Below are 26,337 nucleotides of genomic sequence, written 5' to 3' on the forward strand. Positions count from 1 at the left end.
CCATGGCGGTTTCCGTAACCCTTCCGGCGCTCGGTGAAAGCGTCACCGAGGGCACTGTCACCCGCTGGCTGAAGGCCGAGGGCGAGCGCGTCGAGGCCGACGAGCCGCTGCTGGAGGTGTCGACCGACAAGGTCGACACCGAGATCCCCTCGCCCGTAGCCGGTGTCCTGGCCTCCATCAAGGTGGCCGAGGACGAGACCGTCGAGGTCGGCGCCGAGCTGGCCGTGATCGACGACGGCACCGGCGCCCCCGCCGCTGCCCCCGCCCCGGCCGCAGAGCCGGCCCCTGTGGCCGCTCCGGCTCCGGTCGCCGAGGCCCCTGCGGCTCCGGCGCCCGCCCCGGCCGCTCCGGCCCCCGCTGCCGCCGCTCCGGCGGCCGGCGCCTCCGGTACCGACGTCGTGCTGCCCGCACTGGGCGAGTCGGTCACCGAGGGCACCGTCACCCGCTGGCTGAAGCAGGTCGGCGAGGAGGTCGCGGAGGACGAGCCCCTCCTGGAGGTCTCCACCGACAAGGTCGACACCGAGATCCCCTCGCCGGTGGCCGGCGTACTGCTGGAGATCCTGGTCGGCGAGGACGAGACCGCCGAGGTCGGCGCCAGGCTCGCCGTCGTCGGCGCCGCGGGTGCCGCTCCGGCGGCTGCCCCGGCTCCGGCCGCTCCGGCACCGGCTCCGGTGGCTGCCGCTCCGGCGCCCGCCCCCGTCGCACCCCCGGTCCCGACCCCGGCTCCGGCGCCCGCCCCGGTCGCCGCCGCTCCGGTCGCCGCACCGGCTCCGGTCGCCCCCGCCGCCCCGGCCCCCGCGCCGGTCGCCGCTCCGGCTCCGGTGGCCCCGGCCGCTCCGGCGCCCGCCGCCGCGCAGGCCACGGACGACGGCGCCTACGTCACCCCGCTGGTGCGCAAGCTCGCCGCCGAGAACGGCGTCGACCTGTCCACCGTCAAGGGCACCGGCGTCGGCGGCCGTATCCGCAAGCAGGACGTCCTCGCCGCCGCCGAGGCCGCCAAGGCCGCCGCCGCTGCTCCGGCTCCCGCAGCCGCTGCCGCTCCGGCCGCCGTCGCCGCGAAGAAGACGCCGACCCTGGAGGCCTCTCCCCTCCGAGGCCAGACCGTGAAGATGCCCCGCATCCGCAAGGTCATCGGCGACAACATGGTCAAGGCGCTGCACGAGCAGGCGCAGCTGTCCTCGGTCGTCGAGGTCGACGTCACGCGCCTGATGCGCCTGCGTGGCCAGGCGAAGGACTCCTTCGCGGCCCGTGAGGGCGTCAAGCTCTCCCCGATGCCGTTCTTCGTGAAGGCGGCGGCCCAGGCGCTGAAGGCCCACCCGGCCATCAACGCCCGGATCAACGTCGAAGAGGGCACGATCACCTACTTCGACACCGAGAGCGTCGGTATCGCGGTGGACTCCGAGAAGGGCCTGATGACCCCGGTCATCAAGCACGCGGGCGACCTGAACATCGCCGGTATCGCCAAGGCCACCGCCGAGCTCGCGGGCAAGGTCCGGGCGAACAAGATCACCCCGGACGAGCTGTCCGGCGCGACCTTCACCATCTCCAACACCGGTTCGCGCGGCGCGCTCTTCGACACGATCATCGTGCCCCCGAACCAGGTCGCGATCCTCGGCATCGGCGCCACGGTCAAGCGCCCGGCCGTCATCGAGACGGAGGACGGCACGGTCATCGGCGTCCGCGACATGACGTACCTGACCCTCTCCTACGACCACCGCCTGGTCGACGGCGCCGACGCGGCCCGTTACCTGACGGCCGTCAAGGCGATCCTGGAGGCGGGCGAGTTCGAGGTGGAGCTCGGCCTGTAGTCAGCCACCTGGCCTGTTTGTACGGTGCCCCCGTCCGGAGCTTTCCGGGCGGGGGCACCGTGCGTTTCCGTACCGACACGGCAGGGCCGACCCCGTGTAAGTCTCGTCTCACCTGCATGAAAGCGCCCCCGTGCGCCCCTCCCGAGCGGGCGTGCGGCCTTATTGTCTAAACGTCAAACGCCCTTAAGGAGCTCTCATGACCGCGCCCGTCGTCCACTCGCTGCGCGAACAGATCCGCGAGCACATCGTGGAGGGGATCGTCAGCGGGCGCTGGAAGCCGGGCGAGCGGATCGTGGAGCGTCGGATCGCGACCGAGCTGGAGGTCAGCCAGACGCCGGTGCGGGAGGCGCTGCGCGAGCTGGAGTCGCTGCGGCTGATCGAGTCGGCGCCGAACAAGGGCGTCCGGGTGCGGAATCTGACGGCGGCCGACCTGGAGGAGAGCTACCCGGTGCGGGCCGGTCTTGAGGCGATCGCGGCGGAGCTGGCGGCCGAGCGGCTGGCCGAGGACTGCTCGGCGCTCGAACCGCATGTCGCCGCGCTGTACGAGGCGGACCGCGAGGCGGACGGGACGGGCCAGGTGCGGCACACGGTCGGCTTCCACCGGGAGCTGGTCCGGGCGGCCGGCAACTCGGTGCTGCTGCACACCTGGGAGGGCCTCGGCATCGAGGTGTTCACGGCGCTGTCGATCCGCTGGCTGGGGACGGTGCAGCAGTCGTACGCGGAGGAGCACGAGGAGTTGGTGGCCGCGTTCCGGCGCCGGGATCCGCGGATCGCGGAGCTGGTGAAGGCGCACGTTCTGGGCTGCGCCCCGCGCCCTTGACGCAGCCGAGCGCAGCTATGCTCACCTGCGAAAACTCCCCGGAAAACGGTGAAAAACACGGCACCCGGTGCCCCCACAAAAGGCACGCCGTGCCGACTTTCTCGTAATCAAGATATTTTGCCCGGGAACCTTTGATCGATCATCGATCAGGGAGTTACAGTCACCGACGGGCTCCTACAAGGGCCCGCCGCCCTGTCCTGCCAAAGACCAAGGGCACCCCCGAAAACCCCTTGCCGACGAGGGAACCCCCCTTCGACTGAGGAAGGCGGCGTTATGACCGACCCCTACGCCATCCAGCCGAGCGAGCTCGACCAGCTCCCGGACCGCGACCCCGAGGAGACCGCCGAATGGCAGGCCTCCCTGGACGCCGTCACGCAGGCTGCGGGTCCGCACCGTGCCGCGTATCTGATGCGCCGCACACTGGAGCGCGCGGAGGGCAACGGCATCGCGCTGCCCAAGCTGCTTGAGACGGACTACGTCAACACCATCCCGACCGCCGCCGAGCCCTCGGCGCCCGGCGACGAGGCGCTGGAGCGCCGGATCACCGCGTGGAACCGCTGGAACGCGGCGGCGATGGTGACCCGGGGCGCGAAACACGGCGTCGGCGGCCACATCGCGACCTTCGCGTCCGCGGCCTGGCTGTACGAGACGGGCTTCAACCACTTCTTCAAGGGCAAGGAGGCGGACGGCTCCGGCGACCAGCTCTACATCCAGGGCCACGCCTCCCCCGGCATCTACGCCCGCGCCTTCCTCGACGGCCGCCTCACCGAGGCGCACCTCGACAACTTCCGCCAGGAGGCGGGCGGCAACGGCCTCCCGTCGTACCCGCACCCGCGCCGGCTGCCCTGGCTGTGGGAGTTCCCGACGGTGTCGATGGGCCTCGGCCCGCTGTCGGCGATCTACCAGGCGCGCTTCAACCGCTACCTCACCGCGCGCGGCATCAAGGACGTCTCCGAGTCCCACGTGTGGGCCTTCCTCGGCGACGGCGAGATGGACGAGCCCGAGTCGACGGCCGCCCTCGCACTCGCCTCCCGCGAGGGTCTGGACAACCTGACCTTCGTCATCAACTGCAACCTCCAGCGCCTCGACGGCCCGGTCCGCGCGAACTTCAAGATCGTTCAGGAGCTGGAGGCCCAGTTCCGGGGCGCCGGCTGGAAGGTCGTCAAGTCGCTGTGGGGCAACGCCTGGGACGAGCTGTTCCAGCTCGACACCACGGGCGCGCTCGTACGACGCCTTCGCGAGGTACCCGACGCCCAGGTGCAGACGTACCAGACCCGCGGCGCCGCCTATATCCGCGAGGACTTCTTCGGCAAGGACCCGGCGCTCGTCGAGCTGGCGAAGCTGCTGAGCGACGACAAGATCCTGGAGTGTTTCCACCTCTCGCGCGGTGGTCACGAGTCCCGCAAGGTGTACGCCGCGTACAAGGCGGCCGTGGAGCACAAGGGCGGCCCGACGGTCATCCTGGCGCAGACGGTCAAGGGCCACACGCTGGGCGAGGGCTTCGCGTCGAAGAACGCCAACCACCAGATGAAGAAGCTGTCGACGGACGAGTTCAAGCAGATGCGTGACCTGCTCGAACTCCCCATCTCCGACGCTCAGTTCGTCGACGGGGTCGTGCCCTACGGCCACCCCGGCACCGACTCCCCCGAGGTCCGTTACCTCCAGGAGCGCCGTGCGGCCCTCGGCGGCCCGGCCCCGGCTCGCCGTACGCACGCGCTCGCCCCGCTGCCCTCCGCTTCGGAGAAGGCGTTCGCGGCCTTCGACAAGGGGTCGGGCAGCCAGAACGTCGCTACGACGATGGCGTTCGTACGGCTCGTCAAGGACCTGGTCCGCGACAAGGAGACGGGCAAGCGCTGGGTGCCGATCGTCCCGGACGAGGCCCGCACCTTCGGCATGGAATCGCTGTTCCCCTCCCTCGGGATCTACTCCCCCAAGGGCCAGACGTACGAGCCGGTCGACCGCGACCAGCTCATGTACTACAAGGAAGCCAAGAACGGCCAGATCCTCAACGAGGGGATCACCGAGGCGGGCTCCATGGCGGACTTCATCGCCGCGTCGACGTCGTACGCGACGCACGGCGAAGCGATGATCCCCTTCTACATCTTCTACTCGATGTTCGGCTGGCAGCGCACGGCCGACCAGATGTGGCAGCTCGGCGACCAGCTCGGCCGCGGCTTCCTGGTCGGTGCGACGGCGGGCCGTACGACGCTGACGGGCGAGGGTCTGCAGCACGCGGACGGTCACTCGCCGGTGATCGCGGCGACGAACCCGGCGGCACTGTCGTACGACCCGGCGTTCGCGTACGAGGTCGCGGCGATCGTGAAGGACGGCATCCGCCGGATGTACGGCGAGACGGCCCAGGGTGAGGACCCGAACGTCTTCTACTACCTCACCGTCTACAACGAGCCGATCCCGCAGCCCGCCAAGCCGGCCGGACTCGGTATCGACGAGGGCATCGTCAAGGGCCTGTACCGCTTCAACACGGCGGAATCGGCGGGACTTTCGCCCGCCGCCAACGCGGCGCGGATCCAGCTTCTCGGTTCCGGTACGGCGATCCACTGGGCGCTGAAGGCGCAGCAGCTGCTCGCCGAGGACTGGGGTGTGGCGGCGGACGTCTGGTCGGCGACGTCCTGGACCGAGCTGCGGCGCGACGCGCTGGAGGCGGACGCGGCGCTGCTGCGCGGCGAGGAGCGGGTGCCGTACGTCCGGCAGGCGCTGCACGGTGCGGAAGGCCCGGTGCTCGCGGTCTCCGACTACATGCGCCAGGTCCCCGACCAGATCGCGCAGTGGGTCGAGCAGGACTACTCGTCGCTGGGCGCGGACGGCTTCGGTCTGTCGGACACGCGGGACGCGGCTCGCCGTTACTTCGGCGTCGACGCGGAGTCGATCGTCGTGGCGGCGCTGGCCCAGCTCGCCCGGCGCGGCGAGGTCAAGGCGACGGCGGTGAAGGAGGCGCGGGAGCGCTACGGGCTGTAGATACGGGCGGTGACCCCGCTCCTCAAACGCCGGACGGGCTGATCTTTCAGCCCGTCCGGCGTTTGAGGACGAGGCCGTTCAGGTTGAAGCGGGGGTCTGGGGGCGCAGCCCCCAGGGACGGGACGGGTAGGGGCGGCGGGGGCGAGATCCCTCATCATGAAGCCATGCGCGCTGCCCGTCTCATCAAAATGGTGCTGCTGCTCCAGTCCCGCCCCTCGATGACCGCCGCCGAGCTGGCCCGGGAGCTGGAGGTGTCCGAGCGGACGGTGACGCGGGACGCGCAGGCACTGTCCGAGGCGGGAGTCCCCGTGTACGCGAACCGGGGGCGCGCGGGCGGGTACCGGCTGATCGGCGGGTACCGCACCCGGCTCACCGGACTCGCGCGGGGTGAGGCCGAGGCGCTCTTCCTGAGCGGTGTGCCCGGCGCGCTGCGCGAGATGGGGCTGGAGGACGCCGCGTCGGCCGCCCGGCTGAAGGTGTCCGCGGCGCTGCTCCCGTCCCTGTCGGACGCCTCGCGGGCGGCGGCCCAACGGTTCCATCTGGACGCGCCGAGCTGGTTCACCGAGCCGAAGACCCCCGAACTGCTGCCCGCCGTGGCGGACGCGGTGTGGGACGACCGGCGGGTGGTGGCGCGGTACCGGCGCGGCGACTCCGATGTCGAACGGGAGTTGGAGCCGTACGGCCTCGTGCTCAAGGCCGGCGTCTGGTACCTGTGCGCGCGGGTCGCGGCCGGTGATTCCTTCCGGGTGTACCGGATCGACCGTTTCACGGCGGTCGATCCGGCGGCGTCCGACGAACGCTTCACGCGGCGGGAGGACTTCGACCTCCCGGCGTTCTGGGAGGACCGGGCCGAGCAGTTCGCGCGGTCGATCCTGCGGGCGGAGGTGGTGGTACGGGTGTCCCCCGACGGCGCGCGAAGACTGCCGTACGCCGTCGATCCCACCGCGGCGCGGGAGGCGCTGGAGCTCGCGGGCGTACCGGACGACGGCGGGGACGGGTGGGTGACGGTGACTCTCCCGGTGGAGTCCGAGGAGGTGGCCCACGGCCAGCTCGCGGGGCTGGGTCCGGAGGTGGAGGTGCTGGCTCCGGCGAGTCTGCGGGCACGGTTCGCGGAGGACGCGGTGCGGCTGGCGGCGCTGTACCGCCCATAACGATCTGCCCCTCTCCAGGTGACAATCCGCCGTACTCCACGTGCGCACCACCCGTCCAGGACCGATGCTTGACCCGTGATGGACGAGACGGAGTTCTGGGAGCTGGTGGACGCCACCCGCGAGGCCGCCGAGGGCGACCCCGAGGAGCAGGCGGACCTGCTCGTGGACCGGCTGCTCCTGCTGGATCCGGAGTTGGTGCTGGACTTCGCCCGTCATTTCGAGGCCCGTTACAACCGCGCCTACACCTGGGACCTGTGGGGTGCCGCGTGGGTGCTGCTCGACGGGGCGAGCGACGACGCGTTCGACTTCTTCCGGTGCTGGCTGATCGGTCAGGGCCGCGAGGTCTACGAGGGTGCCGTGCACGACGCCGACGCGCTGGCCGACCTCATCGACGACTTCGACGACGAGATCGACGGCGACGGGGAGGAACTGGGGTACGCGGCCGACGAGGCGTACGAGCAGCTCACCGGTACCGTCGCCCCCGACCTGGGGATTCCGCCGGCGCCCGCCGAGCCGCTCGGGGCGCCGCTCGACCTGGAGAACGAGGCCGTGCTGGCGGAACGCTTCCCGAAACTGCGGGAGAGGTTCCGGCAGGAGTGAGCAGGAGTGAACGGGGTACGGCGATGGTGCCCCGTCCAGCGTCCGACCGGATCCCAGTGAGGTCACCGTGGCTCGAATTCCGTACCCGGAGCGTTCCGCCGAAGCCCTCGACAAGCTTCCCACTCAACTGAACGCGTTCCGCATGCTCTCCCACGCCCCGGAGCTGACGGGTCCGGCGATCGACCTGGGGATGGCTGTGCTCGGGTCGTCGTTGCCGGTGCGGTTGCGCGAGTTGGTGATAGTGACGGTGGCGGCGCGTACGGACTGCGCGTACGGGATCGTGCAGCACCGCCCGATCGCGCTGCACGCGGGGGTGACGGCCGAGCAGTTGGACGCCGTCGTCGAACTCCGGGCGGCGGACGGCGAGTTCGACGAGGCCGAGTCGACGCTGCTGACCGCGACGGAGGAACTGCTGGCCCGACACACCCTCGCGGAGGCCACGTTGGGCTCGCTGCGCAAGCACTTCACGGACCGTCAGGTGGTCGAGCTGATCACGACGGTCGGGTACTACACGATGCTGGCCGGCCTGCTGAACGGCCTGGGCGTGGACATCGACCCGGTGGGCGAGCAGTACTGGGAACTGGGCAGGCCCTGAACGATGAGCGGACCGCGGTGAGCTGCTCGTCGACATCCTCGACCGGATGACCGGGGCCGGAGTGCTGCGGAAGAGCGAGGACGCGCAGTACCGGTGGAACCCCGACGCGCCCGCGAACGATCTGTAAGACGGCCGTCGAGTCGACCCGTCCCGTCCCGTCAGGAGTCCTAGGCGGCGGTACGGCGGCGGGTCGTGTCCGTCGGGATGTAGGCCTGCGTCTGGTCGGCCCGTACCGCGTGGTGCATCGGGGCCGCGTTGGCCTGGTCGAGCGCGGAGGCCGTGACGGCGGCCGGACCGAGGATCACGGTCGCGACCGCGCAGACCACCGCCCAGGGGCCCCGGGCGGACTTGGCCCAACCGGCCGACTTCTCCGTGGTGTTGGTGTGACTGCTGTTCATTTTCCCCACCTCCAGTCAGTGCGTGTGCATGACGATAGGGAGCTTGTCTCGGGGGACTCGGTGAGTTGCCTGCGAGAAACCTGTGAGCGCGGCGCCACCAAGTGTTGGCGCAGTTCACAGACTTGAGGTCTTGACCCGTGCCGTGATGCCCGGCTTACGGTGGCCGCCGCCGAACAGGAGCGCCGTGCCCATGACCAGCCCGTACGTGAAGGGGATCACCCGCCGGGAGCACCTCGACCATCTCCGGGTGCACCCGGACGCGAGCCATCTGCAGATCCCCGAGTGGGCCGATGTGAAGCCCGACTGGACGGCGGAGAGCGTCGGTTGGTTCGAGGGGGACGTTCTGGTCGCCGTGGCGCTCGTGCTGTACCGGGCGTTCCCCGGGACCGGACGCTGTCTCGCCTACCTCCCCGACGGCCCCGCGATCGACTGGCGGAGCCAGCGCCTCGAACGCTGGCTGGACCCGCTCCTCGCGCACCTGGAGAAGGAGGGCGCGTTCTCGGTCCGCATCGGCCCGCCGCTCGTGGTCCGGCACTGGGACGCGGCCACCGTCTCGGCGGGCGTCGCCGACCCCGCCGTACGGCATCTGCGGGATCTGCCGACGGACGGGATCGACGGGTACGCACTGGATGCGGCCGACCGGCTCAGGCGGTTGGGATGGCGGCGGTGCAAGGAGAACGAGAGCAGCGGGTTCGGGCTCGGGCAGCCCCGGTACGGGTGTCGGATTCCCTTGGCCGGACGGTCCGTCGACGAACTGCGTCGCGGTCTCGCGCCGCACTGGCTGCAGGCCCTGCAGACCGCCGAGGGGGGTGGTGTCGGGGTCTTCTGGGGTTCGGCCGACGATCTGCCGGCCTTCCACCGGCTGTACCGCGCGACGGCGGAACGGGACGGCTTCAAGGCCCGCCCCCTGGACTACTTCCGGCGCATGTGGCAGGCGCTCAACGCCGAGGAGTCCGACCGGATGCGGATCTATCTCGCGGAGTACGACGACGAGGTCCTGTCCTCCGCACTCATGATCGGCGTCGGCCCCCGCGTCTGGCACTCCTACCCCGCGTCCGGCCGCCGAGGACGCGAACTCCGGCCCAGCAGCCTGCTGTTGTGGCGCATGCTGTGCGAGGCACTGGACTCCGGCGCGGACACGTACGACCTCCGGTCGATCACCCCGTCCCTGGTCGCGGAGGACCGCCTGGTCGGCCGCCTCCTCTTCAAGACCGGCGCGGGCGGCCAGGCAGTGGAGTACCTCGGCGAGTGGGAACGCCCGGTGGGCACCCAAGGGAAGATGCTGCAACGGGCGTTGAGCGTCTATCTCGGCCGCAGGTAGGAGCGGCTGAGCCTTGGGTGGCGGCGCAGCCGCCTTCAAGGGGCGCGGGGAACTGCGCGACCAGCCCCCACCGACCCGCACCCAACACTCAACGCCCCTGCAGCCGCGCCGCCACCTCCCGAACCCCCGGAAGCCGCGCCAGCAGAGCCGCCCCGGGGCAACTCGTCATGTACCCGTCCTTGTGTCCCGCAAGGGCGGGCAGCACAGCGGTCCTGCCCGCGGCATACCGACTGAGGCTGTTGCTGGAGACCAGCCGCGCCCTGCCGCGCGGATCGACGTCCGCGATCCCCAGCTTCCAGGCTGCCAGCGCGGCAATCGCATCCGTCATCGCCTTCGGGACCACCATCCCGGAGGTGAACGTACCGATCGCCGCGATCCCCGCCGAACGGTGGTTGAACCCCTGCGTGTGCGCCCCGGTGACCGCCCGGTCGACACCCCCCGCCCGCCCCTCGTAGATCGTGCCGCAGCGGTCGACGAGGAAGTTGTAGCCGATGTCGTCCCAGTCCCGGACGCCGGTCTGCCCGGCGTAGAGGTAGCGGATGATGCGGGGCGCGTCCGCGCAGTCGTAGCCGTTCGGCGAGTCGGTGTGGTGGACGAAGACGGCGACGACCTTGTCGTCGTAGCGCGGCGGCGGCTGCGCGTGCCGGGAGAGCGCGTCGAGCCAGGCGGAGCGGGGCACGATGCGCGGCTGGGGCGCGGTGTGCCGGACCGCCGCGGGGCGGGCCGCGACCGGGGCGTGCACGGCGGCCGTGGCCCTGCGTCCGACGCCGTTCACGCACAGGGCGAGCGCCAGGACGGCGGCGAGACCGGGGAGACAGGCCAGCAGTACGAGCGCGGGACGGGGTGGGCGGGGTATCCGCACCCGTCGCCGGCGTCTTCGCGCACCCGGCGTTCTTCTCAGAACACGCATGATCACACTCTCGGCCGGAAACGCTCCGCCCGCGATGTGTGCTGTGCCACCCGGTGGAACCATCGTCCTGGTCCGGCACGTTTCTGGGGGTACACGCACGCGTGGTGGCTTCCCGTGGGCCACGCGCGCGTGACTGATCAGTGGGCCCGTTCCTCGCGTACTAAGGGTTCCGAGAGAAAGGCGGCTCCGTGGACCTGCTCGACCTGCTGTTGTTGCTGGTGATCCTCGCCTACGCGGCGTCCGGGTACCGGCGCGGCCTAGTCGCCGGATGTGTGTCGCTCGCCGGGTTCGTGGGCGGTGCGGTCGTCGGCGTATGGGTGCTGCCGTGGGTGATGGACCTGGTGACACCGGGGACGACGGCGGCGACGGTGACCGCCGTGCTCACCGTGCTGGTCCCGGCGGTGGTGGGGCACGAACTGGCGGGGCGGCTGGCGCTGAAGCTGCGCAAGGAGCTGGACCGGGGGCCACTGCGGGTGGCCGACGGGATCGGCGGCGCGGCGGCGAACTCGGTGGCGGTGATGATCGTGGCGTGGGTGGCCGCGAGCGTCCTGGGCGCGTCCTCGTCCGCGACGGTGGCGACGGCGATCCAGGACTCGACGTTGCTCGGCAGCGTGCAGAAGCTGATGCCGGACACGACCCCGACGTGGTTCTCGCGGGCCACCTCCGCCCTCACCGAGGCGGGCTTCCCGCAGGTCTTCAACCCGTTCGAGAACGAGTCGACGGCCGAGGTCGCCAAGCCCACCGGCGACAGCGTCACGGCGAGCGCGACGAACGCCGCCAAGCGGAGCACGGTCAAGATCGAGGGCTCCTCGGGCACCCAGGGCCGCGAGGGCAGCGGCTTCGTGTACGCGCCGCAGCACGTGATGACCAACGCGCACGTGGTGGCGGGCATCGACGAGCCGACCGTCCGTATCGGCGGGGTCGGGCGGTCGTACGAGGCGCGGGTGGTCCTCTTCGACCCGAACAAGGACGTCGCCGTGCTGTACGTGCCGGGGCTGAAGGCACCTGTCCTGCGCTTCGACGACAGCGCCTCGCGCGGCGACTCGGCCGTGGTCGCGGGCTATCCGCAGGACGGCGACCTGAACCTCCAGGCCGCGACCGTCGCCAACCGTGTGAACGCGACCGGGCAGAACATCTACAACGACGGGACCGTCACCCGCGAGATCTACTCGATCCGCTCCACGGTCCGCCCCGGCAACTCCGGCGGCCCGCTCCTGACGACCGGCGGCAAGGTCTACGGCGTGGTCTTCGCCCGCTCCACCTCGGACGACGAGACGGGGTACGTGCTGACGGCCGACGAGGTCTCCGGGGACGCGCAGCGCGCGGCGACCGCGACGGCGGAGGTGGACACGGGCGACCTGGTCACCTCATAGGTCACAGGGACCGGCCCATGAGGACGTCGTCGACGTACTCCCCGTCGAGCAGGAACTCCTCCGGCAGCACGCCCTCGACCGTGAACCCCTCGGCCGCGTAGAGCTTCCGGGCCGGGGTGTTGTGGCCGAGCACGCGCAGGGTGAGCCGCCGGGCGCCGCGCCGCCGGGCCTCCTCGACGGCGGCCCGGATCAGCGCCCGGCCGACCCCGTGCCCGCGCGCCTCCTCGGCGACGGCGAGCCCCTGGATCTGCCGGACGTGCGCGTTGCAGGCGAGCGGGGTGGGAAAGGCCAGCCGGATGTAGCCGACGATCCGGCGGTCGAGTTCGGCGACCAGATGGTCCTCGGGCGCGTGCCGCTCGTCGAAGAAGGGGCCGTACGGCGGCTGCGGGCGCGGCATGACCGCGTGCAGGTACGACCAGGTCGCGCGGTCCAGGGCGCCGAGTTCCTCGTCGTCGTCGGGCAGGGCGGCGCGTATGTTCGGCTCGGACATACGCGCCAGACTACGGCGGGGGCGGTGTCGTCCTCATGGGGCTTTTATGGATCAACGAGGCAGGATGGGCGCCATGGAACGCTCGCGAATCGCGGTGACCGGCGCCTCCGGTCTGATCGGCAGCGCACTGGTGCGGTCCCTGACCGCGGACGGTCACGAGGTGGTGCGCCTGGTCCGGCGGGCCGCCCGGGGCGCCGACGAGGTGTGCTGGGACCCCGAGGGTGAGTACGTGGACGCGGCGGCGCTCGACGGATGCGACGCCGTGGTCAACCTGGCCGGTGCCGGGGTCGGCGACCACCGCTGGACGGACGCATACAAGAAGACGGTCCGTGACAGCCGCGTGCTCGGCACCGCGGCGCTCGCCGAGGCCGTGGCCGCGCTGGACCGGCCGCCGCGGGTGTGGGTGAACGGCAGCGCGATCGGCTTCTACGGCGAGACGGGCGACCGTGCCGTGGACGAGGACGCGCCTCCGGGTGACGGTTTCCTGCCCTCCCTGTGCGTGGAGTGGGAGGAGGCGACGGCGCCCGTTCAGGAGGCGGGCGTGCGGACGGTGTTCGCGCGGACCGGCCTGGTCGTGGCGAAGGACGGCGGGGCGTGGGCCAAGCTGTTCCCCCTCTTCAAGGCGGGTGTCGGCGGGCGGTTCGGCGACGGGCGGCAGTACTGGTCGTTCGTCGCGCTGCACGACGAGGTCGCGGCGATCCGGCATCTCATCGACACCGAGGGCCTGTCGGGACCGTTCAACCTGACCGCCCCGAACCCGTTGCCGAACCGTGAGATCACGGCGGCGATGGGCCGCGTCATGCGCCGCCCGTCCCTCTTCACGGTGCCGGCGCCCGCGCTGAAGCTGGTGCTCGGCGAGATGTCGGGGGATGTGCTGGGGAGTCAACGGGTGCTGCCGAAGCGGCTGTTGGAGTCGGGGTTCACCTTCGCGTTCCCGGACATCGAGGGGGCGATCCGGGCGGCGCTGTGACCGTCCGGGACCCGACCGACCGCGCATGGTGACGCACGGCGACCGTATGCGACCGCCGTGCGACCGTGCCCTGCGTATGCGCGACTTCCCCTGACCGATCACGGCCCTAACCTCGACCCGAACTCGGGTATCCCTGGAGGCTGTTGGGGGCATGACGTTTCCACCGGCCGCGCAACCCTGAGGAGGGGCACGTGCTTGAGCACGCGTACCAGGCGGACGTCGTCGTCGTGGGAGCCGGGGTCGCCGGACTCGCCGCGGCACATCGGCTGATCAGCGCAGGAGTAACGACCGCAGTCCTGGAGGCCGCCCCTTACGTGGGCGGCCGTATGTCGACCGAGAAGGTCGACGGTTTCCGGCTCGACCGGATCGGACAGCTCCTGTCCACCTCATACCCCGAACTGCGCCTCACCCCGGGCCTCGACGCCCTGGTGCTGCGCCCCTTCGCCCCGGGCGTCCTCCTCCACAGCGACGGCCGCCACCACCGCGCGGGCACCCCGGCGCCCGGAGGGAGCGCATGGGGCGCACTCCACGCGGTACGCGCCCTGGCGAGCGCCCCCAGGGCGGGGGTGGTGCCGCGGGTACGGACGGGGTCCGTACGGGGTGGGACAGGCTCTCCCGGGCGCGGGACGACGCTCAGGGAGCGTACGGACTCCTCCTGGGGCGGCCCCACGCTCAAGGACCGTCCCGTCGACACCCGGAGGGTCGCCGCCGTGCCCAGGCCACGGACCGGCGCCCCGCTCGGCGGCCCCGTCGACCAGGCCCGGCTCGGGGCCGCGCTGACGCGCCTCGCCGGAACGCCGGTCGAACGGCTCCTGTCCCGCCCGGAGTTGCCCGCCGGGCAGGCCCTCGCGGCGCGCGGGGTGCCCGCGCGGACCATCGACGGGTTCCTGCGCCCGCTGCTCGCCGCGCTGCTGTGCGACCCGGAGCTGACCACCTCCAGCCGGTGCGCCGACCTCGCGCTGCGCGCCTTCGCGGGCGGACGGCTGTGCCTGCCGGAGGGCGGCGCGGAGATGCTGCCCGAGGTGCTGGCGGCGGCGCTGCCGCCGGGCACCGTGCACACCGGGGTGCGCGTCACGGCCGTATCGACGACATCGGTGACCACCGCCGAACACGGCGAGATCCGCTGCCGGGCCGTGCTCGTCGCGACGGACGCACGCGCGGCGGCCGAACTCCTGCCCGGCCTGCGGGTACCCGACTTCCACCAGGTGACCGTGGTGCACCACACGACCGACGACCCGCCCGCGACCGGAGCCGCCCTGCTCGTGGACTCCGACCGCGGCGGCCCGGTCGCGCACACCGCGATCGTCAGTGAAGTCGACCCGAGCCGCGCCCCGGCCGGCCGCGCCCTCGTCTCCTCGACGGTCCTGGGCCCACCCCCGCCGGATGTCGAGACCGCCGTACGCACCCACCTGTCCCGCCTCTACGGCACCCCGACCACCCGCTGGGAGACCCTCGCCGTCCACCACACCGCCGCGGCCGTCCCGACCATGCGCCCACCGCACGATCCACGGCGTCCCGTACGGCTGTTGGCCGGCCTGTACGTGTGCGGCGACCACCGGGACACGAGCACGGTGCAGGGAGCGCTGCACTCGGGCCACCGGGCCGCGGCGGCGATTGTGACCGACCTGGGCGCGACGGGCTCGATACACAGGGCAGACCCGATCCCGACAACACAGGCCGCCTGAAGTCTTCAGGGGCGCGGGGAACTGCGCGACCAGCCACGACGGCGCCGCGCAGTCCCACCGGCCCCAGCCCACCTCACCCGAACGCGGCCACCTTGTCGCGATACCCCCGCACCGGCGCAGCATCCTTGTACGGCTCAAGCCGCCGCTCGAAATCCCGCACATACTCAACGGCCCGCACCGACCGCATCTCCGCGGCCTGCCCCGCCGCCTCCGCCCCCAGCACACAGGCCTGATCGAGTTCACCGAGCCCGAGCCGGGCGGAGGCGAGCACGACCCGGCAGAACAGCCGACTGCGGGCGAACGCGGGCGCCCGCAGCTGCAGCGAGCGCTCCGCGTGCTGCGCGGCGGCGCGGAACTGCTGAAGGTCCCGGTGCGCGTGCCCGAACTCGTCGGCGAGCTGCGCCTCGTCGAAGAACCGCGCCCAGTACGGCACTTCGTCCCCGGCCCGCGCGGTTTCGAGGGCGCGCTCGGCCCGGACGAGCGCGGAGGTGCACGCCCGCACCTCACCGAGCACCCCGTGCGCCCGTGCCTCCACGGAGTGCAGCAGCGCCTGCACGACAGGGGGCGCGCTGGTCCCGACCCCCTGCTGCGCCACCCGCGCGAGCTGCACGGCCTCGCGCCCATGACCCAGATAGACGGCCTGCCTGCTCATGGTCATGAGCACATACGAGCCGTAGGCCCGGTCCCCAGCCGCCTGCGAGAGCCGCAGCGCCTGCACGAAGTACCGCTGCGCGAGCCCGTGCGCGGCGATGTCGTACGACGTCCAGCCGGCGAGCCGGGTGAGGTCGGCCGCCGCGGCGAACAGGCGCCGGCCGGTCTGTTCGCCGTAGGTGCCGCGCAGCATCGGCTCGGTCTCGTGCTCCAGGTAGCGCACGAGGGCCTGCCGGGCGTGGCCGCCGCCGTAGGCGTTGTCGAGGGTGCGGAAGAGTTCGCCGACCGAGCGGAGCGCGGAGATGTCGCCGCCGGTGACCTTCTGGCCGGGGCCGCGCTCGGCCGCACCGCGCTGCCGGGGTACGGCGGGGCGGCCCTGCGGGGGCACCCGGTTGGCGGGTTCGGCGCGGCCGACCCGGTCGTCGGCGCGGCCGATCAGCCAGTCCCGGCTGGGCACGACAAGACCGGCCGGGGTGAAGGCGATCTTGCGCAGCTCGGCGTGGCTGCCGGAGTCCTTGCGCCACAGCCCGCTGACGATGTCGACGGCCTCCTCGGGGGTCGCGGCGAATTCGAGCCCGGCGTACACCGGCGCGCAGGCGTCGAGGCCGAGGTCCTGCGCGGTGAGCCGGCGCCCGAGCCGGCGGGTGAAGACCTCGGCGATGAGGGCGGGGGTGGTGCCTCTGGGCTGCTGGCCGCGCAGCCATCGGGTGACGGACGTCTTGTCGTATCTCAGGTCGAGTCCGTGCTCAAGACCGAGCTGGTCCACGCGACGGGCGAGACCTGCGTTGGAGAACCCCGCTTCTGCGATGAGCGCGGCGAGCTGACGGTTGGGAGTGCGCTGCGCGGGTCGTTCCGTCATCTGCGGTGCGGTCTCCTGCCTTTCGGGCCTCACAGAGGCCGATGCGACCCCTGCTGCCCGGATTGCCTGTGAGCAGCCCTTTTGGCCTCGTGAACGGCGCGAATGTAGCGGAGCGTAAGCGGCTCGTCGCACATTCCGACGTGCATTCATCCGATCGTGTGAGGATTGGTCGTAGGGCTGACGGCCCCGGCCACCCGGTGGGCTGTCAGCAGTCGGTCGTACAGTGGCGTAGGCATGTTTCGTGCCTTACGACTCGTGGGTGCTGTGAGGGAGGCGCTTGCCGTGGGTGAGTTGCGGTTCGTCCGGATGGGGTTCGGCGCGGACGCCGTCGAATACCAGAAGGCGTGGGACGAGCAGCGCCGGGTGCACGCGGCCCGCTTCGAGGACGCGGTCCCCGACACCGTGCTGCTCCTGGAGCACCCGCCGGTCTACACGGCGGGCCGCCGCACGGCGGACAGCGAGCGCCCGCTCGACGGCACCCCGGTCGTCGACGTGGACCGCGGCGGCAAGATCACCTGGCACGGCCCGGGCCAGCTCGTCGGCTACCCGATCCAGAAGCTGCCCCGCCCGGTGGACGTCGTCGCGCACGTACGACGGCTGGAGGAGGCGCTGATCCGGGTGTGCGCGGAGTTCGGCGTGGAGACCAGCCGGGTCGAGGGCCGCAGCGGGGTGTGGGTGCTGGGCGATCCGGTGGAGCAGCGGCCGTCGATCGGCGGGCTGTCCCTCGACTTCGACCCCCGTCTGCACGACGAGGAGTTCGACCCCCGGATGAACGGCCCGGAGTACGCGCCCTCGAACGCCGGCCAGCGCCGCGAGGACCGCAAGATCGCCGCGATCGGCATCCGCGTGGCCAAGGGCGTCACGATGCACGGCTTCGCGCTGAACGTGAACCCGGACAACCGCTGGTTCGACCGCATCATCCCGTGCGGCATTCGCGACGCGGGCGTCGCCTCGCTCGCGGCCGAGCTGGGCCGGGACGTCACGATCGACGAGGTCCTGCCCGTGGTCGAGCGTCACCTGAAGGACGTACTGGAGCACGCGGACCTGAAGCCGCGGGAGATCGAGAAGGCGACCGCCTGACCGGGAATGTGACTTTCCGCTCTGAGGTTGGCCTCAAGGCGGGGGCCTGAAATCACGGGCGTACCCTGGTGTACGCCGAAGAATCGAAGCTACAGGGAGCCGATGTGTCCGCAGTCGCACCCGACGGACGCAAGATGCTGCGCCTGGAGGTCCGGAACGCCCAGACCCCCATCGAGCGCAAGCCCGAGTGGATCAAGACCCGGGCGAAAATGGGTCCCGAGTACACAAAGATGCAAGCCCTCGTGAAGAGCGAGGGCCTGCACACGGTCTGCCAGGAAGCCGGCTGCCCCAACATCTACGAGTGCTGGGAGGACCGCGAGGCGACCTTCCTCATCGGCGGCGACCAGTGCACCCGGCGCTGCGACTTCTGCCAGATCGACACCGGCAAGCCCGAGGCCCTCGACCGCGACGAGCCGCGCCGGGTGGGCGAGTCCGTGGTCACGATGGACCTCAACTACGCCACGATCACCGGCGTCGCCCGCGACGACCTGGAGGACGGCGGCGCCTGGCTGTACGCCGAGACGGTCCGTCAGATCCACCAGCAGACGGAGTCCCGCGAAGGCGGCCGTACGAAGGTCGAGCTGCTCGCCCCCGACTTCAACGCGGTGCCCGAGCAGCTGGCCGAGGTCTTCTCGTCCCGCCCCGAGGTCTTCGCGCACAACGTCGAGACGGTCCCGCGCATCTTCAAGCGCATCCGCCCCGGCTTCCGCTACGACCGCTCCCTCAAGGTCATCACCGAGGCCCGCGACTACGGCCTGGTCACCAAGTCGAACCTGATCCTCGGCATGGGCGAGACCCGCGAGGAGGTCAGCGAGGCGCTGCGCCAACTGCACGAGGCGGGCTGCGAGTTGGTCACGATCACGCAGTATCTGCGGCCTTCGGTGCGTCACCACCCCGTGGAGCGCTGGGTGAAGCCGCACGAGTTCGTCGAACTGAAGGAGGAGGCCGAGCAGATCGGCTTCTCCGGTGTCATGTCCGGCCCGCTGGTGCGCTCTTCGTACCGTGCCGGGCGCCTGTACCAGATGGCCATCGAGAAGCGTGGCGCGTACGTTGCGTCCCAGGCGGTCTGAAGCAAGGCTGTGTGAATTCGCGCACAAGTGGCTACCCGCCAGTAATACCTGCCGTCGGCGCGGCCCTGACCGTCCTCGCAGTTGAGGGCGTCCATCAGGGCCGCGTCAGCGTTTCGGCCCAGCGCATCAAGGCTTCATTGGCGTTTGACCGGTCGGTCACGCCCTGGTAACACCAAACAGTGACACTCGACTTACAGCACGTAGCCCCATACCCAGAGCCGTTCCGAGGGGGGACCTCCACGATGCAGGCCGCACCCGTCCGCGCCACCGCCATCCCGTCCGTCACCGACGCCCTGCGCGCCGTCGAGTCGCTGCTGATGAGCGGCGGCCAGCGCACCGCCCGCCGCAACGCGTGGACCTCCGTCCTGGAGGACCGCCGCCGCGCCAAGGACCGCGTCGAGGCGCAGCTCGTCCTGGAACAGTCCCTCACCTCCCGCTCCTGAACCCCCTCGCCCCGGGCACCGCCGTCGTCGGCGCTCCGGGAGCCACGTAGACTCGTGGCATGGCGAGGAAGGACACGACAGCGGACAACGCTGCGAACCCCGGACGACTCAAGCAGATCGTCCTGACGTACAAGATGACGCGCAAGGCCGACAAGACGATCGGTCTTGTACTCGCGGCTGTCGGAATTGTCACCTTCGGTGTCTTCCTCGCGATCGGCTTCTTGCTCGGTCACCCCATCTATCTGGGCATTCTCGGCCTGCTGCTCGCCTTCCTCGCGACGGCGATCGTCTTCGGACGACGCGCCGAGCGGGCCGCCTTCGGGCAGATGGAGGGCCAGCCGGGCGCTGCCGCGGCGGTACTGGACAACATCGGCCGGGGCTGGACGACGACTCCGGCGGTGGCGATGAACCGCAGCCAGGACGTGGTGCACCGCGCGGTCGGCAAGGCCGGCATCGTGCTGGTGGCCGAGGGCAACCCGAACCGGGTGAAGTCCCTGCTGGCCGCCGAGAAGAAGAAGATGAACCGCATCGTCGCGGACGTCCCGGTGCACGATGTGATGGTGGGCACCGGCGAGGGCCAGATCCCGCTGAAGAAGGTCCGTACGACGATGCTGAAGCTCCCGCGCGTCCTGACGGGCCCGCAGGTCACCGCTACCAACGACCGCCTGCGCGCGATGGGCGACCTGATGAGCAACATGCCGTTGCCGAAGGGCCCGATGCCGAAGGGCATGAAGCTGCCGAAGGGCGGCGGCAAGGCCCGCTGAACCTCGGGCTCAGGCGTCAGGCCAGAGTCCTGAACGCGCGGTCGTAGTACACCATCGGGGAACCCTCCCCCAGTCGCACACCCGTCACCCGGCCGATCAGGACCGTATGGTCCCCGGCCGGGTGTCGTGCGTGTGCGGCACAGTCCAGTTCGGACAGGGCGCGTTCGACCGTCGGCAGTCCGTCCGGGCTGAGGCCGAGGCCCTCGGACGCGAACTTGTCCGTGCCCTTCGTGGCGAAGCGCAGGGCGAGCGGGCGGTGGGCCGGGGCCAGCACGCTCACGGCGAAGCGGTCGCAGCACTCGAACGACGGCGCCGAGTCCGCCGAGTTCGCCAGGCACACCAGCACCATCGGCGGCTCCAGCGAGACCGAGCAGAAGGAGCTGGCGGTGAACCCGCGGGGTGTGCCGTCCCCGCACCGGGTGGTGACCACCACCACGCCCGAGGGGAAGCGGGCCATCGCGGCCCGGAAGTCCTCGGGCTCCACCGCGGCTTCGGCTTCCAGTACTTCCTGACGCTCCGTCATGACGGTGCACCACCTGTTGGCCTCTGCGGGCCTTCGTGGAGGCCGCCGCGAGTTCAGTGGCCTCGGGACGGCCTCGGACACGGCTCACCGACGGTGATCGAGATCGTCACCCGGCTCCAGATCGACTATGCGGTCCCCACCCCCGACCGGCAACCGGGACCGGCTCAGTGCACGGCCCCCGCCCCTTCCCCGCCGGCCAGCGCCCAGGCGCCGTACGCCGCGCCGGTCGTCTCGAAGGAGAGCGCGACATGCGAGGCGGCGCTGTTCACGTCGCGCCAGAAGCGCTGCACCGGGTCGGACGAGGACTGGCCGGAGGTGCCGCCGGCACGGAAGACCCGGTCGACCGCCGAGACCAGCAGCTCCACCGCCAGGGCGAGGTCGCGGGCACCGCGGACCGCCGCCTCGCCCTCCGGGACGTGCTCCGTGCCGTCGGCCACCGCCGCCGTGCGCAGGATCAGGAGTTCGGCGGCGTCCACCTCGGCGGCCGAGCGGGCCAGGGCGACCTGCGTCGAGGGCTTCTCGCCGACGGCCTGTCCCCGGCGGTCGACGCGCGCCCCGGTCCGCGCGATCCAGGCCCGCAGCGCGCCCCGGGCGGCGCCTACCAGCGGGGCGGCGAACGGCAGCGCGTTCACGGCGTACATCGGGACGATGTGGCAGCGCGCGTCCGACGCGGGCGCCCGTCCGGCATGGACCGCCGACCGGGCCAGGGTCCGGTGCTCGGGCACGAAGGCGTCGGTCAGGAGCAGGGTGTCGCTGCCGGTGCCGCGCATCCCCACGGTGAACCAGCTGTCCTCGATGGCGAAGTCGGCCCGTGGCACGGCGAAGAACCGCACCTCGGGGCGCGCGTCCGGGTCCACGGGACCGTCGGTGGGCACGGCCGCGCAGGCCAGCGCCCAGTCGGCGAAGTGCACCCCGCTGATGTACTTCCACTCACCGCTCAGCCGCCAGCCACCCGCCACCGGTTCCGCCTTGCCGGACGGCATGAGCGCACCGGCGAGCAGGACGTCCGGACCGTCCGCCCAGATGTCGGCCTGTCCCTCCTCGGGCAGGAACGCCCCGTACCGCCCGGCGTACGCGGCCAGCGAGGCGGCCCAGGCCGCCGAGGTGCAGCCCTCCCCCACCAGGCCGACCGCGGAGGTCACTTCGGCGAAACCACCGGCCTCGCCGCCATGGGCCCGCGGTACGAAATGCCGGGCGAACCCCGCGTCCCGCACCGCCTCGACCACCTGCGGCGAGAGCCGCCGGGCACTCTCCGCCTCGTCCGCGTACCGGGCCGCGATCTCCGCGACCATCGGCGCCCCGGCCACGACCGTCGACTTGTCGCCTGCTGCCATCCTGCCCACCACTTCCGTCGGGAACGGCGACAGTGTCCCGGTCACGGCCCGTCACGGAGCGCACCCCGGGCCGTGACCGGCCGACGGTCACCCGCCCGGCACGGAAACCGGCACACCGAAGGGGGCGGCCCGGGTCCTTCCGGGGCGCCCCCTCGGTCGTACGACTGCTGCCGCCGGCCGCTAGATGCGCACCTCCACCGTGCGCGCCAGCCGGTCGTGGAGTCCGCGGCCGTCGCGGTCCCAGATCAGGGCCGGGATCGCGACGCAGAGCAGGGCGGAACGGAGCAGGGCGCGGAGGGGGCCCGGACGGCCGGTGTCGAGGGCGTACACGCGGAGGCCGAAGAGGCGCTTGCCCGGGGTGAAGCCGATCGTGCCGACCGTGAGGGCGCTGAGGACGAAAAAGACGAGGAGGGCCCAGTTGCCGGTCGACCCCGGCTTGTAGCCGTGGGTGAGCAGGCCGTATGCGATCAACAGGCACAGCGCCCAGTCGACGGCGAGGGCGCCGAGGCGGCGGCCCGGGCGGGCGATCGAGCCGGGGCCCTGCTCGGGCAGGCCCAGCTGCTCACCGCGGTAGCCGAAGTCGACACCTGCCCGCTCCGCGGCTTCCCGGGGCCCGGAGAGCCATGAACCGATTGCATCCCTGTTGTCCACCCGTCCACGGTACTGCCCCCGTTCTGCCATGCGGACAGGAGGGGCCAGGCGGCCCAAGACCGGTTAACTTGGGCGAAACAAATGGGTCACGCCTGAGAAATCCCCCGTCCCTAAGGTCGGATTCAGCGTGTGCCACCGCACTGGCCGCACGAACGAACTACCACCCCGGCACGGACGGTCGGGAGTAGGAGGAGCTGGATGTTCCAGAACGCCGACGAGGCCAAGAAGTTCATCGCGGACGAGGACGTCAAGTTCGTCGACGTCCGATTCTGCGATCTGCCGGGTGTGATGCAGCACTTCACGCTGCCGGCGACGGCCTTCGACCCGGATGAGGAACTCGCCTTCGACGGCTCCTCGATCCGCGGCTTCCAGGCCATCCACGAGTCCGACATGGCGCTCCGCGCCGACCTGTCGACCGCGCGCGTGGACCCCTTCCGCCGCGACAAGACGGTCAACATCAACTTCTTCATCCACGACCCGATCACGGGCGAGCAGTACTCCCGTGACCCGCGCAACGTGGCGAAGAAGGCCGAGGCGTACCTCGCCTCCACCGGCATCGCCGACACCGCGTACTTCGGTCCCGAGGCCGAGTTCTACGTCTTCGACAGCGTGCGCTTCGAGACCAAGGCGAACGAGAGCTTCTACCACATCGACTCCGAGGCCGGCGCCTGGAACACCGGTGCGGTCGAGGACAACCGCGGTTACAAGGTCCGCTACAAGGGCGGCTACTTCCCGACCCCGCCGGTCGACCACTTCGCCGACCTGCGTGCGGAGATCTCCCTGGAGCTGGCCGCGTCCGGCCTCCAGGTCGAGCGCCAGCACCACGAGGTGGGCACCGCGGGCCAGGCCGAGATCAACTACAAGTTCAACACGCTGCTCGCCGCGGCCGACGACCTCCAGCTCTTCAAGTACATCGTGAAGAACGTGGCCTGGCGCAACGGCAAGACCGCGACCTTCATGCCGAAGCCGATCTTCGGTGACAACGGCTCGGGCATGCACGTCCACTCGTCGCTGTGGGCGGGCGGCTCCCCGCTCTTCTACGACGAGGCCGGCTACGCGGGTCTGTCGGACCTCGCCCGCTACTACATCGGCGGCATCCTCAAGCACGCCCCGTCGCTGCTCGCGTTCACCAACCCGACGGTGAACTCGTACCACCGCCTGGTGCCGGGCTTCGAGGCGCCGGTCAACCTGGTGTACTCGCAGCGCAACCGCTCCGCCGCGATGCGCATCCCGATCACGGGCTCCAACCCGAAGGCCAAGCGCGTCGAGTTCCGCGCGCCCGACTCCTCCGGCAACCCGTACCTCGCCTTCTCCGCCCTGCTCCTCGCGGGCCTGGACGGCATCAAGAACAAGATCGAGCCGGCCGAGCCGATCGACAAGGACCTCTACGAGCTGGCCCCCGAGGAGCACGCGGGCGTCGCCCAGGTCCCGACCTCCCTCCCGGCCGTCCTCGACCGCCTTGAGGCCGACCACGAGTTCCTGCTCGCGGGCGACGTCTTCACGCCCGACCTGATCGAGACGTGGATCGACTTCAAGCGCACGAACGAGATCGCGCCGCTGCAGCTGCGTCCGCACCCGCACGAGTTCGAGCTGTACTTCGACGTGTGATCCAACCGATCGAACCGATCGTCGGGTGCCCCCGTCTCTCTTCGGAGAGGCGGGGGCACCGTCGTACGCAGACTGTTTTACGCAGACTGTTTTCCGGGAGGGGCAACGGGGATGGGACAGCAACAGGACGACGAGGAGCGCGAGTTCGACATCAAGTGGGCCGACGGGGCCGAGCACAAGGAGCCGTCCGCGCGGGCCCGGATGCTGGCCTCCCGGTGGAAGGAGAATCCGCCGGGGCCGGTGCCGTTCCGGGGTGAGCCCGAGGGGGTGGGGCCGCGGCGGTCGTCCTGGGTGTCGACGGTGATCGTGTTGGGGAGTGTCGCCGCGGTCGTCGTGCTGCTGGGGTGGGTCGACTTCCGGGCGCCGTACTAGAGATGCGTGCCGACATCAGACGTGGAGTGGCCGCCGCGGTGCGGCTCGCGCAGGGGGAATCGGTACGGGACGTGCTCGACGTCCGCGATCCGCGCGCGTGGCTCGGGCTGGACACGGGGGTGCGCGCGGACGAGTTCTTCTGTCCGCCGGGCGTCGTGCAGTGGGACCGGATGGCCGGCGCCCGTGAGCTCACCGACGTCCTGCGCGGCCCCGGCCCGCTCACCGAGTCCCAGCTCGCGCTGGCCCTGTGTCACCGGGACGGCCGGATCAGGCAGGCGGCGCTGGACCGGACCGCCGGGTACCCCGTGCTGCTGCCCGTGGTCGTACTGCGCTGCGCCGAGTGGGCCCCGCCGGTGCGTGACCGGGCCCGGCAGCGGCTGGCCGAGGGCCTCGACGCCCTGACCGCCGTCTCGCTCGCGCCGATGATCCTGCTCGTCGGCCGCCGCAACCGCGCCGATTTCGCCGTAGGCCTGCTCGACGAGACCCTGCGCCGGGCCCCCGCGACCGGATCGTCGCGCTCTGCTCCAGCGCGGGCCGTGGCCGGGCTGCGGGTGCTGGACGTGGCGGACGTACGACGGCTACGGCCGTTGGTGGACGATCCGGCGGCCGGGGTCGTGCGTGAGGTGACGGCCGCGCAGTTGCCGTCCGCGGAGCTGGTGCCCGAGGAGTGGCTGACGGAGCGGCTGGGGGCACGGTGGCCCCGGCCGGTGCAGGTCGCCGCGTTCCGGCTGCTCGACGCGCGGGGCGGGAGCGTACGACGGCGGGCGGCCGAGGCGTTGTCGGACGATCCGGATGTGAAGCTGCGCGGATGGGCCGAGCGCGCCGTAAAGCAGGGGTGAGGACCGGACCCGGATTCACAGGCACCTTTTGCTCCGCCTAGGCCCGATCGGGACCGCTTCATGGGAGAGGCCGGGTGCACACTGGGCGTTGGGACGAGTGCCTGACTGCGGGGTGATGGCAGATGCAGAGCCGCTTCCGGAGCGACCGGCGACTGACCGTGCGTATGGGTCTGACGCTGTTCCTGCTCGGGCTGTTGTACGTGGCGTTCGTGGCCGCGCTGATCGTGTTGCTGAAGTCCTGGGTGCTGGTCGTGGTGCTGGCCGGTGGGCTGCTCGTCGCGCAGTACTGGTTCTCCGACCGGATCGCGCTGTACGCGATGAAGGGGCGGATCGTGGAGCGGGAGGAGTATCCCGAGCTGCACGGTGTGATCGACCGGCTGTGTGCCGTGGCCGACATGCCCAAGCCCGTCGTCGCCGTGTCGGACATCGATATGCCGAACGCGTTCGCGACAGGGCGCAATGCCGACAACGCCGTGATCTGTGTGACCACCGGGCTGCTGCGGCGGCTGGAGCCGGCCGAGCTGGAGGGTGTGCTCGCGCACGAGTTGTCGCACGTGGCGCACAAGGACGTGGCCGTGATCACGGTGGCCTCGTTCCTCGGAGTGCTCGCCGGGCTGATGGTCCGGTTCGCCTTCTATTCGCAGATCTTCCGGGGGCGGAAAGACCAGAACACCCTCGCCGTCTTCGCGGGGATCATGGGGATCTCGGCGGCCGTGTACGCGATCAGCTTCCTGCTGATCAGGGCGCTGTCCCGGTACCGGGAGCTGGCGGCGGACCGGGCGGCGGCCCTGCTCACCGGCAAGCCCTCGGCGCTGGCCTCCGCGCTCACCAAGGTCGACGGCGACATCGCGCGGATCCCGACCAAGGACCTGCGGACCGCGCAGGCCTTCAACGCCTTCTACTTCACCCCGGCGACCGGCACCGAGCCCGGTATCTCCAAGTACTTCTCGACGCACCCGAGCCTGGAGCAGCGGCTCGACCAACTGGGGCGGATCTCCGCCGAGTTGGGTGAGGCGGCGGTACCCGGCATCGACAAGGCGGGCTGA

25 protein-coding genes are annotated in these 26,337 nt (G+C 71.3%); 18 read left to right on the forward strand and 7 right to left on the reverse strand.

Features of this window, described 5'->3' with window-relative positions; translation table 11 throughout:
- The first annotated feature begins 2 nt into the window (after positions 1 to 2).
- The 6 genes from sucB to OC490_RS40160 all read left to right on the forward strand — a co-directional run bounded on the left by sucB (position 3) and on the right by OC490_RS40160 (position 7,950).
- Positions 3 to 1,808 (forward strand): 2-oxoglutarate dehydrogenase, E2 component, dihydrolipoamide succinyltransferase, encoded by a 1,806-nt coding sequence (gene sucB, locus OC490_RS40135; RefSeq protein WP_262062980.1) that lies wholly within the window; start codon positions 3 to 5, stop codon positions 1,806 to 1,808.
- Between the two features lie 196 nt (positions 1,809 to 2,004).
- Entirely contained in the window at positions 2,005 to 2,628 is a 624-nt protein-coding gene (locus tag OC490_RS40140) for a GntR family transcriptional regulator (protein ID WP_200716894.1), read from the forward strand.
- Positions 2,629 to 2,901: 273 nt separating this feature from the next.
- Positions 2,902 to 5,604: a pyruvate dehydrogenase (acetyl-transferring), homodimeric type gene (aceE, locus tag OC490_RS40145; protein WP_262062981.1), complete on the forward strand. Its 2,703-nt coding sequence runs from the start codon at positions 2,902 to 2,904 to the stop codon at positions 5,602 to 5,604.
- A 164-nt stretch (positions 5,605 to 5,768) separates the two neighbouring features.
- Positions 5,769 to 6,755, forward strand: coding sequence for a helix-turn-helix transcriptional regulator (locus tag OC490_RS40150; RefSeq protein ID WP_262062982.1), 987 nt, complete (start codon positions 5,769 to 5,771; stop codon positions 6,753 to 6,755).
- 78 nt (positions 6,756 to 6,833) lie between these two features.
- Positions 6,834 to 7,355: a DUF4240 domain-containing protein gene (locus OC490_RS40155; protein WP_200716902.1), complete on the forward strand. Its 522-nt coding sequence runs from the start codon at positions 6,834 to 6,836 to the stop codon at positions 7,353 to 7,355.
- Positions 7,356 to 7,422: 67 nt separating this feature from the next.
- The gene (locus OC490_RS40160; RefSeq protein WP_262062983.1) at positions 7,423 to 7,950 is read left to right on the forward strand and encodes a carboxymuconolactone decarboxylase family protein; all 528 of its coding nucleotides are present in this window, start codon (positions 7,423 to 7,425) and stop codon (positions 7,948 to 7,950) included.
- A 167-nt stretch (positions 7,951 to 8,117) separates the two neighbouring features.
- Here the strand turns inward: OC490_RS40160 and OC490_RS40165 are convergent, their stop codons facing one another.
- Entirely contained in the window at positions 8,118 to 8,348 is a 231-nt protein-coding gene (locus tag OC490_RS40165) for a hypothetical protein (RefSeq protein ID WP_262062984.1), read from the reverse strand.
- 190 nt (positions 8,349 to 8,538) lie between these two features.
- On the opposite strand from OC490_RS40165, the gene OC490_RS40170 reads away from it, so the two are divergent.
- Positions 8,539 to 9,669: a lipid II:glycine glycyltransferase FemX gene (locus OC490_RS40170; RefSeq protein ID WP_262062985.1), complete on the forward strand. Its 1,131-nt coding sequence runs from the start codon at positions 8,539 to 8,541 to the stop codon at positions 9,667 to 9,669.
- Positions 9,670 to 9,757: 88 nt separating this feature from the next.
- Here the strand turns inward: OC490_RS40170 and OC490_RS40175 are convergent, their stop codons facing one another.
- A complete protein-coding gene (locus OC490_RS40175) occupies positions 9,758 to 10,579 on the reverse strand; it encodes a peptidoglycan recognition protein (protein ID WP_262062986.1) in 822 nt (273 codons plus the stop codon).
- Between the two features lie 188 nt (positions 10,580 to 10,767).
- Between OC490_RS40175 and OC490_RS40180 the strand changes: the two genes are divergently transcribed.
- Positions 10,768 to 11,952, forward strand: coding sequence for a MarP family serine protease (locus tag OC490_RS40180; protein ID WP_262062987.1), 1,185 nt, complete (start codon positions 10,768 to 10,770; stop codon positions 11,950 to 11,952).
- A gap of 1 nt (position 11,953) precedes the next feature.
- Here OC490_RS40180 and OC490_RS40185 read toward each other — a convergent pair whose 3' ends face one another.
- Positions 11,954 to 12,442, reverse strand: coding sequence for a GNAT family N-acetyltransferase (locus tag OC490_RS40185; RefSeq protein WP_262062988.1), 489 nt, complete (start codon positions 12,440 to 12,442; stop codon positions 11,954 to 11,956).
- 73 nt (positions 12,443 to 12,515) lie between these two features.
- On the opposite strand from OC490_RS40185, the gene OC490_RS40190 reads away from it, so the two are divergent.
- On the forward strand, positions 12,516 to 13,412 hold the full coding sequence (locus OC490_RS40190) for a TIGR01777 family oxidoreductase (protein WP_262062989.1): 897 nt from the start codon (positions 12,516 to 12,518) through the stop codon (positions 13,410 to 13,412).
- Between the two features lie 191 nt (positions 13,413 to 13,603).
- A complete protein-coding gene (locus tag OC490_RS40195; protein WP_262062990.1) occupies positions 13,604 to 15,097 on the forward strand; it encodes an NAD(P)/FAD-dependent oxidoreductase in 1,494 nt (497 codons plus the stop codon).
- A 73-nt stretch (positions 15,098 to 15,170) separates the two neighbouring features.
- Here OC490_RS40195 and OC490_RS40200 read toward each other — a convergent pair whose 3' ends face one another.
- Positions 15,171 to 16,607 (reverse strand): regulator, encoded by a 1,437-nt coding sequence (locus OC490_RS40200; protein ID WP_262062991.1) that lies wholly within the window; start codon positions 16,605 to 16,607, stop codon positions 15,171 to 15,173.
- Positions 16,608 to 16,889: 282 nt separating this feature from the next.
- On the opposite strand from OC490_RS40200, the gene lipB reads away from it, so the two are divergent.
- From lipB to OC490_RS40220, 4 genes are all read left to right on the forward strand, one after another.
- A complete protein-coding gene (lipB, locus tag OC490_RS40205; RefSeq protein ID WP_262062992.1) occupies positions 16,890 to 17,687 on the forward strand; it encodes a lipoyl(octanoyl) transferase LipB in 798 nt (265 codons plus the stop codon).
- Between the two features lie 104 nt (positions 17,688 to 17,791).
- Positions 17,792 to 18,757 (forward strand): lipoyl synthase, encoded by a 966-nt coding sequence (gene lipA / locus OC490_RS40210; RefSeq protein ID WP_019075885.1) that lies wholly within the window; start codon positions 17,792 to 17,794, stop codon positions 18,755 to 18,757.
- 242 nt (positions 18,758 to 18,999) lie between these two features.
- Entirely contained in the window at positions 19,000 to 19,200 is a 201-nt protein-coding gene (locus OC490_RS40215) for a hypothetical protein (RefSeq protein WP_262062993.1), read from the forward strand.
- Between the two features lie 59 nt (positions 19,201 to 19,259).
- Positions 19,260 to 19,964 carry a DUF4191 domain-containing protein gene (locus OC490_RS40220; RefSeq protein WP_019075887.1) on the forward strand — a complete coding sequence of 235 codons (705 nt, stop codon included), beginning with the start codon at positions 19,260 to 19,262 and terminating at the stop codon, positions 19,962 to 19,964.
- Between the two features lie 16 nt (positions 19,965 to 19,980).
- On the opposite strand, the gene OC490_RS40225 is transcribed toward OC490_RS40220, so the two are convergent.
- From OC490_RS40225 to OC490_RS40235, 3 genes are all read right to left on the reverse strand, one after another.
- Positions 19,981 to 20,487 (reverse strand): flavin reductase family protein, encoded by a 507-nt coding sequence (locus OC490_RS40225; protein ID WP_262062994.1) that lies wholly within the window; start codon positions 20,485 to 20,487, stop codon positions 19,981 to 19,983.
- 164 nt (positions 20,488 to 20,651) lie between these two features.
- Complete coding sequence (locus OC490_RS40230; RefSeq protein WP_262062995.1) at positions 20,652 to 21,821, reverse strand: acyl-CoA dehydrogenase family protein; 1,170 nt, start codon at positions 21,819 to 21,821, stop codon at positions 20,652 to 20,654.
- Positions 21,822 to 22,001: 180 nt separating this feature from the next.
- Positions 22,002 to 22,472, reverse strand: coding sequence for an RDD family protein (locus tag OC490_RS40235; protein ID WP_262062996.1), 471 nt, complete (start codon positions 22,470 to 22,472; stop codon positions 22,002 to 22,004).
- A gap of 198 nt (positions 22,473 to 22,670) precedes the next feature.
- Here OC490_RS40235 and glnA point away from each other — a divergent pair, with 198 nt between their 5' ends.
- The 4 genes from glnA to htpX all read left to right on the forward strand — a co-directional run bounded on the left by glnA (position 22,671) and on the right by htpX (position 26,337).
- Positions 22,671 to 24,080, forward strand: coding sequence for a type I glutamate--ammonia ligase (glnA, locus tag OC490_RS40240; protein WP_262062997.1), 1,410 nt, complete (start codon positions 22,671 to 22,673; stop codon positions 24,078 to 24,080).
- 111 nt (positions 24,081 to 24,191) lie between these two features.
- On the forward strand, positions 24,192 to 24,452 hold the full coding sequence (locus OC490_RS40245) for a hypothetical protein (RefSeq protein ID WP_262062998.1): 261 nt from the start codon (positions 24,192 to 24,194) through the stop codon (positions 24,450 to 24,452).
- A 2-nt stretch (positions 24,453 to 24,454) separates the two neighbouring features.
- A complete protein-coding gene (locus tag OC490_RS40250) occupies positions 24,455 to 25,291 on the forward strand; it encodes a hypothetical protein (RefSeq protein WP_262062999.1) in 837 nt (278 codons plus the stop codon).
- 122 nt (positions 25,292 to 25,413) lie between these two features.
- Complete coding sequence (gene htpX, locus OC490_RS40255; protein WP_262063000.1) at positions 25,414 to 26,337, forward strand: zinc metalloprotease HtpX; 924 nt, start codon at positions 25,414 to 25,416, stop codon at positions 26,335 to 26,337.

It is taken from the genome of Streptomyces sp. STR69 (assembly GCF_024519455.1).
Lineage (GTDB): Bacteria > Actinomycetota > Actinomycetes > Streptomycetales > Streptomycetaceae > Streptomyces.

Excerpts from the sequence above, each read along its gene's own strand:
- sucB (WP_262062980.1), top strand. The coding sequence starts at position 3 with ATGGCGGTTTCCGTAACCCTTCCGGCGCTCGGTGAAAGCGTCACCGAG.
- OC490_RS40140 (WP_200716894.1), top strand. The coding sequence starts at position 2,005 with ATGACCGCGCCCGTCGTCCACTCGCTGCGCGAACAGATCCGCGAGCAC.
- aceE (WP_262062981.1), top strand. The coding sequence starts at position 2,902 with ATGACCGACCCCTACGCCATCCAGCCGAGCGAGCTCGACCAGCTCCCG.
- OC490_RS40150 (WP_262062982.1), top strand. The coding sequence starts at position 5,769 with ATGCGCGCTGCCCGTCTCATCAAAATGGTGCTGCTGCTCCAGTCCCGC.
- OC490_RS40155 (WP_200716902.1), top strand. The coding sequence starts at position 6,834 with ATGGACGAGACGGAGTTCTGGGAGCTGGTGGACGCCACCCGCGAGGCC.
- OC490_RS40165 (WP_262062984.1), bottom strand. The coding sequence starts at position 8,348 with ATGAACAGCAGTCACACCAACACCACGGAGAAGTCGGCCGGTTGGGCC.
- OC490_RS40170 (WP_262062985.1), top strand. The coding sequence starts at position 8,539 with ATGACCAGCCCGTACGTGAAGGGGATCACCCGCCGGGAGCACCTCGAC.
- OC490_RS40175 (WP_262062986.1), bottom strand. The coding sequence starts at position 10,579 with ATGCGTGTTCTGAGAAGAACGCCGGGTGCGCGAAGACGCCGGCGACGG.
- OC490_RS40185 (WP_262062988.1), bottom strand. The coding sequence starts at position 12,442 with ATGTCCGAGCCGAACATACGCGCCGCCCTGCCCGACGACGACGAGGAA.
- OC490_RS40190 (WP_262062989.1), top strand. The coding sequence starts at position 12,516 with ATGGAACGCTCGCGAATCGCGGTGACCGGCGCCTCCGGTCTGATCGGC.
- OC490_RS40200 (WP_262062991.1), bottom strand. The coding sequence starts at position 16,607 with ATGACGGAACGACCCGCGCAGCGCACTCCCAACCGTCAGCTCGCCGCG.
- OC490_RS40215 (WP_262062993.1), top strand. The coding sequence starts at position 19,000 with ATGCAGGCCGCACCCGTCCGCGCCACCGCCATCCCGTCCGTCACCGAC.
- OC490_RS40220 (WP_019075887.1), top strand. The coding sequence starts at position 19,260 with ATGGCGAGGAAGGACACGACAGCGGACAACGCTGCGAACCCCGGACGA.
- OC490_RS40225 (WP_262062994.1), bottom strand. The coding sequence starts at position 20,487 with ATGACGGAGCGTCAGGAAGTACTGGAAGCCGAAGCCGCGGTGGAGCCC.
- OC490_RS40230 (WP_262062995.1), bottom strand. The coding sequence starts at position 21,821 with ATGGCAGCAGGCGACAAGTCGACGGTCGTGGCCGGGGCGCCGATGGTC.
- glnA (WP_262062997.1), top strand. The coding sequence starts at position 22,671 with ATGTTCCAGAACGCCGACGAGGCCAAGAAGTTCATCGCGGACGAGGAC.
- OC490_RS40245 (WP_262062998.1), top strand. The coding sequence starts at position 24,192 with ATGGGACAGCAACAGGACGACGAGGAGCGCGAGTTCGACATCAAGTGG.
- OC490_RS40250 (WP_262062999.1), top strand. The coding sequence starts at position 24,455 with ATGCGTGCCGACATCAGACGTGGAGTGGCCGCCGCGGTGCGGCTCGCG.
- htpX (WP_262063000.1), top strand. The coding sequence starts at position 25,414 with ATGCAGAGCCGCTTCCGGAGCGACCGGCGACTGACCGTGCGTATGGGT.